Genomic DNA, 10,564 nt, shown 5'->3' with positions numbered 1-10,564 from the left:
TCCACCTTCGGCCGCAGCACCGCCTCCACCCGCCCAGCCGACAACGACGCGATCACCCCGTCATCCACCAACCCCGCCGCATGCACCACCGCACGCAAAGGACGAGTGCCGGGGATCTGCTCCAGCAATACGGTCAGGGCATCCCGATCAGCCACATCACAGGCGGCGACAGTGACCTCGGCCCCCTGCCCGGACAGCTCGTCGCGCAGCTCGGCCGCCCCGGGCGCGTCCAGGCCCCGGCGCGAGACCAGCAGCAGATGCCGCACCCCATGCTCGGCCACCAAATGCCGGGCCACCAACGCACCCAGACCACCAGTACCGCCGGTGATCAGCGTGGTCCCATCGGTCGGCCAAGCCGCCATGGGCTCCTCGCCGAGGCGGGCCCGCTCCAGCCGGGGTACCCATGGCCGGTCGCTGCGGATGGCCACTTCTGGCTCGTCGCCGGGCAGCGCCAGGCTTCGCAAGGTGCTCAGGTCCGGCTGTGCGGCAGTCTCATCATTAGCAGCGGCGTGTCCTCTCGCCCGTACCGGCTCCAGGTCGACCAGCGTGATCCGGCCGGGGTGTTCCTGCTGGGCCGCGCGCACCAGTCCCCAGACCGCCGCGCCCGCTGGGTCCGGCGTCTCTCCGTCGCTCACAGCCACCGCGCCCCGGGTGGTCACCAGCACGGGGCGCGGGTTCTCCTCGGCCAGCCGGTCCTGAAGCTCCGCCAGCACTGCCGCAACGTGGCGCCGTACCCTGTCCGGCAGGTCACCGGGGTCGTCGCCGACGCCGCCGGTGGCGTCCACCACGGCGGTGCCGTCACGCAGCGCCGGCTCTCCCTCGTTGTCGGCGGTGGAGGCCTCGGTCAGCGGTCGCCACACCACCTCAGTGACCCAGCGCGCCACCGATGCCGCGGTCGGCGCCGACGGATTCGTCTCGGCCACCGGCCGGGATGCCACCGTCTCCACGGTGGCCACCGGCCGACCCGTGGGGTCGGCCAGGTCCAGCCGGAACCCACCATCCGGCTCCGGGTGCAGCCGTACTCGCAGCGCGGTCGCGCCGATGGCGTGCAGGGTGACGCCACGCCAGTTGAACGGGATGAGCGGGCCGCCCTCCCCGGCGTTCTCCCCGGCCAGCAGTACCACGTGCGTCGTCGCGTCGAAGAGGGCGGGATGTAGGCCGTATCGGGTGGTCTGTCCGGCTTCTTCGGGCAGGGCCACCTCGGCGTAGAGGCCGTCGCCGTGTTTCCAGGCGCGGGTGAGACCGTGGAAGGCCGGCCCGTAGCCGTAGCCCTGGTCGACCAGGCGGTCGTACAGGCCGGTGGTGTCCAGCGGTTCGGCGTCCGGCGGGGGCCAGGCGTGGCGCAGGTCGGCGGGCATGGTGGGGGTGGGGGTGAGGGTGCCCGTGGCGTGCTGGGTCCAGTGCCCGTGGTCGTCCTTGGAGTGGATGCCGATCTGACGCCGGCCGTCTTCGTCGGGTGCGGTGACTGTGACCTGTACGGCGACGCCGCCGCCGGTGTCGCCGGTGCTGTGATGGTCGGTGTCGGGGATGGGCAGGGGGGCCTGCAGGGTGAGTTCGTCGATGGCCGGGCAGCCGACCTGGTCACCGGCACGCAGGGCCAGCTCGACGAAGGCGGTGCCGGGCAGAATCGGAGTGGCGTTGATGGCATGATCGGCCAGCCAGGACTGCCCGGCGGCCGACAACCGGCCGGTCAGAATAGCGCCGCCGTCAGGCTGCTCCACCACCGCACCCAAGATCGGATGATCGGCGGCGCCCAGACCAAGGGCGACCGGGTCACCGGCCGGAGCCGACTGCAGCCAGTAGCGGCGATGCTGGAAGGCGTAGGTGGGCAAATCCAGATCACTGGTACGGGCACCGGCCGGCCCGGTCGGCCAGGCGGTCCAATCCACGGCCATGCCACACGTCCAGGCTCGGCCCAGCCCGGCCGCCAGTTGGGTGGTCTCACCCCGATCGCGGCGCAGCAGGGCTACCACCGAGGCAGGCTCTGCGTCTCCGCGGCCGCCGTCGTAGCTGTCCACGCGGCCGCCATCGGCACCGCGAACCTCGGCGTGGTCGCCGTCCACACCGCCGGTTCTGTCGGTGTGGTGGGCGAGGGTTTGCTCGATCATGGGGGTGAGCTGGGCGTCCGGGCCGGCCTCGATGTAACAGGTGACTCCGTGCCCGCGCAGGGTGGTGACGGTGTCGGCGAAGCGGACCGGCCGCCGCACGTGCTCGACCCAGTAGCCGGGCTGGGTGATCTCCTCGCCGGCCAGCTCTCCCGAGACGTTGGACACCAGCGCCAACTCCGGACGCCGCAGCGTCAACCCCGCCACGACCTGCTCGAACTCGGCCAGCATCGGCTCCATCAACGGCGAGTGGAAGGCGTGCGACACCCGCAGCTGCCGGGTCCGATGTCCGTGCTGGCGCGCCCAGTCGATGACCTCGGCTACCTGGTCGGACGCACCCGAGATCACCACCGCGCCAGGTGCGTTGACCGCGGCCACGGCCACCTGGTCGTATCCGGCCAGCACCGGAGCGAGGGCATCCTCGCCGCAGCCGATCGCGGCCATCGCGCCTCCGGCGGGCAGCGCCTGCATCAACCGGCCACGAGCAGCCACCAACCGGCACGCATCGGCCAGCTCCAGCACCCCGGCCACATGCGCCGCGGTGATCTCACCCAGCGAATGCCCGGCCACAAAATCAGGCCGGACCCCGAACGATTCCAGGAGTCGGTACAACGCCGTCTCCACCGCGAACAGCCCGGCCTGCGCGAACACTGTCTGATCCAGCACCCCACCGGCCTCGCCGAGGATGATCTCCCGCAGGCTCAACCCACCGGCCAGGTCGGTCACCACGTCTGTGGTGAGTTCGGCTTCCAGCAGCGCACACGCCTCGTCAAAGGCATGGGCGAACACCGGGAAGGCCGCATACAACTCCCGGCCCATCCCAGAGCGCTGGGCACCCTGACCGGAGAACAGCACCGCCACCCGACCCGGCCGCACCCGACCTTGCACCAAGGACGGCTCCAGCTCCCCGGCAGCCAGCGCCCGCAGTCCGGCCAGCAGACCCTCCCGGTCCGCCGCCGGCAGCACCGCCCGATGCTCCAGGGCGGCCCGGCGGGCCAGCCCGGCCGCCACCTCCACCGGACCAGCGTCGTCGTGCTCGGCCATGAACCCGGCCAGCCGATCGGCCTGCGCCCGCAACGCCGCCTCACTCTTGGCCGACACCACCACGGGCACAGGCACCGGTGCAGCCGCAGGGTCGCCCTCGGCCGCTGTGGCCGTGATGCTGTCCCGCTCTGCCGACCCCGTTCCGGCCAACACTTCCTCAACAGAGGGCACAGCGGTACCGACGACCGACGGCTCCTCAACGGGCGGCTCTTCCAAGATCACATGAGCGTTGGTGCCGGAGATGCCGAACGACGACACCCCCGCCCGGCGCGGCCGGCCCTCGGTCCGCGGCCACCGCCGGGCCTCGGTCAGCAGCTCCACCGCGCCACCGGACCAGTCCACCTTCGACGACGGCGCGTCCACGTGCAGCGTCTTGGGCAACAGCTCGTGCCGCATCGCCATGACCATCTTGATCACACTGGCAATGCCGCCGGCCGCCTGGGTGTGACCCAGGTTGGACTTGGCCGAGCCCAGCCACAGCGGCGACTGCCGGTCCTGGCCGTAGGTGGCCAGCAGCGCGTGCGCCTCGATCGGGTCCCCCAGCCCGGTGCCGGTGCCGTGCGCGTCGACCGCGTCCACGTCCGCGGCCTCCAGCCGGGCGGCCGCCAGTGCGTCCCGGACGAGTCGGCGCTGTGCGGGACCGCTCGGCGCGGTCAGCCCGTTCGACTTGCCGTCCTGGTTGATCGCGGTGCCGCGCACCACGGCCAGCACCCGGTGCCCGTGGCGGCGCGCCTCCGACAGCCGCTCCACCACCAGCACGCCGACACCCTCGGAGAACGCGGTGCCGTCCGCGGCATCGGCGAACGCCTTCACCCGGCCGTCCGGGGCCAGCCCCCGCTGCCGGCTGAACGCGGTGAACATGCCCGGGCTGCCCATCACCGCCACCCCGCCGACCAAGGCCAGAGAGGACTCGCCTGAGCGTAGCGAGGCGCAGGCCAGGTGGAGCGAGACGATAGCGCCGGAGCACGCGGTGTCCACCGTGATCGCCGGTCCGGACAGGCCGAGCAGATAGGCGAGCCGGCCGGTGACCACACTCGGCGCGTTGCCGGTCATCAGGTAGCCGTCCAGGCCTTCCGGCGCCTCGTGTACGCGCACGCCGTACTCGTGTACCTCGGCGCCGAAGAACGAGCCGACGGGCTGGTCGCGCAGCGACGTGGGGTCGATGCCCGCGTGCTCCAGCGCGGCCCAGCAGGTTTCCAGCACCACCCGCTGCTGCGGGTCCATGGCCAGCGCCTCGCGCGGGTTGATGCCGAAGAAATCCGCGTCGAATCCGGTCGCGTCGGGCAGAAAGCCGCCGCGACTCACGTAGCTCTTCCCCGGGGCGTCCGGGTTCGGGTCGAAGAGGTTCTCCAGATCCCAGCCGCGGTCGGTGGGAAAGTCGCCGAGCACCTCGCGTTCCTCGGCGAAGATGCGCCACAGTCCCTCGGCGGAGTCGACGCCGCCGGGGAACCGGCACCCGATGCCGACGATGACGACCGGGTCGACGTCGGCGTCCGGCGTGGCGTCCAGGGCGTCCGCGCGGCCCGTCGCGGGCTCCGGCACGGGCAGACCGAGTACGGCGGCGCGGACGTAGTCGGCGACCAGCTCAGGCGTGGGGAAGTCGAAGGCCAGGGTCATCGGCAGCGGCACGCCGGTGGTGGCGACCAGCCGGTCGTGCAGCTCCACTGCGGCCAGCGAGTCGAGGCCGAGCTCGCGGAACGGCCGGCTGGAGGTCACCTCGGCCAGCTCGCCGCCCTCCACTCCGAGCAGCGCCTCCCTGGTCTCCCGGAGCACCAGTTCCAGGAGCACCCGGCGCTGCTCCGCGGCGGGCAGCTCGTCGAGGCCGTCGAGCCCGGCCTCGGAAGGGCCGCCGTGGTCGCCTGGAAATGCCATCATGCGCTCCGGGGGTCGTCGGGGTTCAGCAGCGAGTCGTAGACCCGTTGGCGTTGCAGCTGGGAGACGGAGACGATCTCGTCCCCGCGGATCACCACTTCGGTGGGCGCGGGGCGGCCGAGGAACAGGGACAGGCTGGCGGTGAGGCCGTAGGCGCCCGCGTGCGGGATGGTCACCAGATCGCCGGGGGCCGGGTCGGGCAGTTCGACCTCGCGGGCGAGCAGGTCGCCGGGTGTGCACAAGGGCCCGGCCAGCGCGGCCCGGCGGCCGGGCGCGGCGGCGTGCGGCGTGCCGCCGTTCGGTGGCGCGGGCTTGACCTGGGTCGGGAGCAGCCGGCCGAGCCCGGACATGCCACCGAACGCGTTGATCCCCGCATCCAGGATGGCGAAGGTGCGGCCCCGGCTTTCCTTGACGTTGACCACGGTGCAGTGCAGTTCGCCACAGTCGGACACCAGGTACCGGCCGGACTCGCAGGCGATGCCCGGCTGGCCGTCCCGCCACTGCGGCAGGTGCTGGTCCAGCGCCTCTTCCAGGCCTTTGCGCAGGTTCGGGTAGCCGGGCCGCGTACCGGGCACGCCGTACGGCGCGGAGAACCCACCGCCGAGATCCACCAGCTCGAGCGGTTCGCCCAGGATGCGCTGCACCTCCGCGGCGACCGTCACGGTGTGCTGGAACTCGCCGAGCAGGCTTTCCTCGTCCGCGGCGTTGCTGAGCGGGAAGAAGTGAGCGCCGATGATCCGGGTGCCCGCAATCGCGCGCATCGCGGCCACCTGCGCGGGCAGCTCCTCCATGTCGTTGCCGAACTGGGAGGGGGTGCCGGTCATCCGGATGCTGGTGGCGGCGGCCGCGGTGGCGCTGTTCACGCGCAGCAGGCATTTCGCGACGGTGCCGTGCGCGCTGGCCGCGGCGCCGACGTGTTCGAGGTCGGTGAGCGACTCCACGGAGAACAGCCGCACCCCGGCGGCGAGCGCCTCGGCCAGTTCCCCCGCGGTCTTGCCGGGCCCGGTGTACATGCAGTCCGCGCCGGTGAAACCGGCGGCCAGCGCGGCGGCCAGCTCCCCGGTGGAGCTGATCTCCGCACGGCAGCCGCCGCCCGGGGCCGTACGCAGCGCGCGGGCCACGTCCGGGTGCGGGTTGGCCTTGAGCGCGTAGTAGATCGCCGTGCCTTCCGGCAGGAAGTCGGCCAGGTCCCGGTACGCCGCCGTGACCCGGTCCAGGTCGTACACGTAGAGCGGGGACCCGAACCGGCGGACCAGTTCCTCACGGGGGATTCCCGGCGGCTTCCGGTGGGGCTCCGCCTGCCTAGTCGTGTCCTCGGGCGCTGAGTCCGGGAGCGTCCGCTGGGGAGAGGGCGCGGCCGGACGTGCTTCCTGTGCGTGCATGTGGCGCAGCCGGTCGCGGGCGTACTTGCCGTGCGCGGACTTCGGGATCTCCGGGACCACTTGGCAGACCGCGGGCACCTTGGCCGGCTCCAGCCGGGCGGCCAGCTCGCGGAGGACGGCGTGGGGTTCCAGCTCCGCCCCGTCGGCGGCCTCGACGAAGATCGCGAGATCGTGCTCGCCTTCCGGGGGCAGCGCGGCGGCCGCCCGGACCCCGGCGATGTCGAGCGCCGCCGCCTCGATCTCCACGGTGCTCATCCGGATGCCCTTGCGTTTGAACATGTCGTCCCTGCGGCCGTCGAAGTAGAGGTATCCGTCCTCGTCGAGGTGGCCGTAGTCACCGGTGTGCAGGCGCGTCTCCCCGGTCCGCGGGTCGCGGCGGAAGGTCTTCGCGGTCACCTCGGGGTTGCGCCAGTACCCCGGCATCACGTGCGGGCCGGTCACCACGATCTCCCCGGTCGTCCCGGTGGGCACCGGGTTCCCGTCGGGATCGAGGATGTGTACGGCGGTGCCGGCCAGCGGCCGTCCGACGGAGTCCGGGCGCTCCCGCTCCTCCTCTGGAGGCATGACGGAGATGCGCTTGCACTCGGTCTGCCCGAACTGGCGGACCACCCGGGCGCCGGGGAAGTGGGTCCGCAGCGCGTCGATGGTGGCGGCGGGCAGCGCCGCGCCGGTGTTGGTGAACAACCGCACCCCGGTGGTGGGCTCACTCTGCCGCTGCGCCGAGGCGATGATCATGTTGGCCAGCGAGGGCACGATCGGTACCACGGTCGCCCGGGTCTTCCGGAGCTGGTCGACCAGCCGCAGGTCGGCGCCGGCGTCGGCGAAGACCAGTTCGGCGCCCACGGCGCAGGTCATCAGCAGCTTGTACAGCCCGTAGTCCCAGGACATCGGGAAACGGCAGAAGACCACGTCGTCCGGGCCGTAGCCGAGCGCCTCGACGAGCGCCACGGTGGCGAAGCAGACCTGGGCGTGGGGGCAGATCACCGCTTTCGGCTCTGCCGTACTGCCGGAGGTGTACACCAGCGCGGCCAGGTCCGCAGGGTTGATCTCACTCGGTACGGCCACGCGCGCCCCTCGGCTCGCGAGCTCGGTCACCTCGTCCCAGGCCGTTTCGAAGTCGTGGACCGCTGCGCCGGTGAGGGCGCGCACGGCGTCGGGTTTCCCGCCGGCGGATTCGACGATCACCAGCGCGGGGTCGGCGTTCTCGAGCACCGAACGCAGGTGAAAGCTCTTCATCGCCGGGTTGAGCGGCACGAAGACGGCACCACGGCGGGAGACGCCGAAGAACAGCGCGGCCAACCGGCGGTCGGTGGGGGCCTGCACCACCACTCGCGCGCCCGGGCCGACGCCGTACCCGTCCAGCCAGTGGTCCACCGCGTGGCTGAACGTATCCAGTTCGTGATAGGTCCAGATCCCGGTGGAGTCCCTCACCGCTGGCGACTCGGGAAACCCTGCGGCGCTTTGGTCGAGAAAGTCGTGGATGAATGTCCCGTTGTATCTCGGCCGGTTATTCCACATAATCGACGATCTCCCTCAGGCGGCGGAGTTCAGGCTAAGCCGGGGCTCCGCCCCAGATGTACCCCTAGCCGCCCCTAAGGTCGGAGCCGGTCGGCCTACGGTCACGCTCGATAAGTCGCCCTCTTTCCACCGGGTTTACGCAGGGATTTCGCCGGAGTCGTCGGTTCGAGATAAGGGTTGACCGCGATGGCGGAGACGATGTGTTCGAGGTGGACTTTCTTGATGCCGCGATAGCGGGCGCGGCGTAGGCCGGTGACGGTGACGGTGACGGCTTGGTGGATGGCGGCCTCGATGCCGCATCGGAGGGCGTGGCGGTCGTGCCAGGCGGGGGCGGTCTGTTCGGTGCGGGCGGCGTCGAGGGTTTCCGGATCGCTCCTGGGTGCAGGGTGAGGCGGCGGCCACTGTGCTCTGCGCGCTCCGGAGCCGGAGGCTCCTCGGAGCAGGCCGGAAGGTGGGATGAAGGGCTGACGGCCGTGCCCGGTCCGATGGCCGGGCACGGCCATCGGGTCACTCGACGATGATCTGATGGGTGGCCTTGGCCGGCCCGGCCGTGGCCTCCCCTGACCACAACGCGAGGTAGCTGTACCTGCCGGCGATGGCGGGCGTGTCGGTGAACGTGTACGTGCCGTCGGCGTTCACGCTCACCGGCGGGAGCGTGACGCTTCCATCGCTGACGTTGTCGACGTACACGCTGCGCTGCACGGTGAGCGTGGCTCCCGGGGAGGGCGGCTTGCCACCCGCCATCAGCACGCCGGTCAGCTCCATGGCCGTGCCGACGACGCCTGACTGCGGTCCGTCCATGGTGAGAGTGGATCTGTGCCTGACCGTCACGGTGACGGAGGCGCTGCTCCGGCGGTAGCGGTCGTCGCCGTCCCAGAACACCAAGTAGGTCACCTCACCGATGTCCGGCGGTGTGTCCTCGAAAGTGAACGTGCCGTTCTTCTGCGTCGTCACGCCGGCGATCGGTTCTTTCGTTCCGTCGAGCAGGCGCCGGGTCACCGCGAGCGGCTTGAGCTCGAGCGTCTTGCCGTCAGTGCGGGTGAGCCGTCCCTCGACGGTGACCGGCGAGCCGACATACGCGCGCGCCGGGGCCGTCACCGTCAGATTGGATGCCGGCAGCGCGACGCCCGTCACCCGCCACAGCAGCAGCCGGTTCGTGGAGCTCCGCAGCAGCACGAAGACGTCCGGGCCGGAGAACGCGACGCCGTCCGGGAGCAGTTCGGCGTCCGGCTGGTCGGCCGCGAACATCGTCGCGCCGGTCGCGGCGTCGTAGAGCGTGAGGTCGGTGCTGCCCCATTGGCGTCCCGCGGCGACGTAGGCGCCGCCCCAGCCGAGCGCCACGGCCGACGGATACCCGTCCCAGCCGTCGCCGTAGGTGCCGGTCGCCGCCAGGGTCCTGGTGTCGTACCTGGTGAAGTGACCGGGGGTGTCGGCCGCGGAGAACAGGGTGGTGCCGTCGGAGGTCAGGGCGAGGTCGCGCAGGTAGTCCATGCGCCACACCTCGCCGTCGATCGTGCCGCGCAGCTCCGGGGTGCCGCCGCCGACGTCGTAGATCAGCATGTCGGCGTGGTGCAGGCTGGTCCGGCCGACCACGAGCGTGTCGCCGGCGGCCGCGAGCACGGGAGCGCGCAGGTGCTCGCCCCCGACCGCCACCGGCGCCGGTGTGGCCGCGCTCAGATCCAGGCCGACGACGCCGCCAGGGCCGTTGTCGCACCCGTGCCCCACCCACAGCCGCTCGCCCAGCAATGCCAGGGTGGACGGGCACGGGTAGGCCGACAGGTCGATCCGCCGGGTGACCGCGAGGCTCGCGGTGTCGATCTCGGCCACCTCGTTCGAGCCGGTGAGCGCCGCGTACAGGCGGGTGTCGTCCGCGTTCATGGCCAGCTCGCGGACGCCGGACAGGCCGGTGACGACGCCGCCGGTGAGGTTTCCGCCGGTGTCAGCCACGATGATCCGGTCGTCGGCGGGGACGAACACCCGGCCGCCGCCGACGGCCAGGTCGGCGGTGTAGGAGTCGAAGGTCACCCCGAGGTCGGTCGTGGTGTCGGCCGCCGAGGCGGCGGGGGCCGCGACAGTGAGCAGGCCGGTGATCAGGCCGGCGGCGCCGCAGTGAGCGGCTAATCGGCGAGGCAGTGGGTGGCGCACGAGGACCTCCTGCATGGATGCGAACTGATGTTCTAATAACGTCTTATGGGTGCTTTAACGTCAAGATCGGCCGATCGCGCGACGCCAAACCGTGATCAAGTACTGCCATCGCAGCTGCGTGGCGGGCGCGTACGTCCCGGATCGGTGCAAGCGGCATCCCACTGATGTGGGCATAGGCGAGGTTCACGTGCGGGACGAACCCGTCTTGCGTTCGGAACGTACGGCACCGGGACGCGCCTGCGGGAGCCCGGCGCCGGCGAGCACCGCCGGGCCGGGTGGCTCCGCGTCCACGACGTCGCCCCGGATGGCGTCGAGCACGGGCGGGAATTCGGGCCGGTCGATGAATTTCTTGAACGGTTTATGCCGGGCCCTCATGCCGTCCGGCATGGCGCCGTTCACCGTGCCGATGACAATGAGCCGCGAATCTGTTTCCACGACCGCTATGAATGAGCTGACGACCAGCACGCTGCCCACCATTCAGAAAATGACGAGAACGGG

The 10,564-nt window shown here is 71.5% G+C and carries 5 protein-coding genes; all 5 read right to left on the bottom strand.

Annotated features, from left to right (window positions below):
• The coding region (locus AB0J64_RS42985) for an SDR family NAD(P)-dependent oxidoreductase (protein ID WP_364041187.1) at positions 1-5,024 on the bottom strand (5,024 nt) is incomplete at its 3' end.
• Entirely contained in the window at positions 5,021-7,921 is a 2,901-nt protein-coding gene (locus tag AB0J64_RS42980; RefSeq protein WP_364041185.1) for an AMP-binding protein, read from the bottom strand. The genes AB0J64_RS42985 and AB0J64_RS42980, both read right to left, overlap by 4 nt.
• Before the next feature lie 101 nt (positions 7,922-8,022).
• Entirely contained in the window at positions 8,023-8,424 is a 402-nt protein-coding gene (locus AB0J64_RS42975; protein ID WP_364041183.1) for a transposase, read from the bottom strand.
• Positions 8,425-8,428: 4 nt separating this feature from the next.
• Positions 8,429-10,066 carry a hypothetical protein gene (locus AB0J64_RS42970; RefSeq protein WP_364041181.1) on the bottom strand — a complete coding sequence of 546 codons (1,638 nt, stop codon included), beginning with the start codon at positions 10,064-10,066 and terminating at the stop codon, positions 8,429-8,431.
• A 183-nt stretch (positions 10,067-10,249) separates the two neighbouring features.
• Entirely contained in the window at positions 10,250-10,531 is a 282-nt protein-coding gene (locus AB0J64_RS42965; RefSeq protein WP_364041179.1) for a hypothetical protein, read from the bottom strand.
• Between the last annotated feature and the right edge of the window lie 33 nt (positions 10,532-10,564).

It is taken from the genome of Nonomuraea sp. NPDC049695, assembly GCF_040674955.1.
Lineage (GTDB): Bacteria > Actinomycetota > Actinomycetes > Streptosporangiales > Streptosporangiaceae > Nonomuraea > Nonomuraea helvata.
The sequence above is the reverse complement of the archived record's forward strand: the minus strand, read 5'-3'. Positions and strand labels throughout refer to the sequence as shown.

Excerpts from the sequence above, each read along its gene's own strand:
- AB0J64_RS42980 (WP_364041185.1), bottom strand. The coding sequence starts at position 7,921 with ATGTGGAATAACCGGCCGAGATACAACGGGACATTCATCCACGACTTT.
- AB0J64_RS42975 (WP_364041183.1), bottom strand. The coding sequence starts at position 8,424 with ATGGCCGTGCCCGGCCATCGGACCGGGCACGGCCGTCAGCCCTTCATC.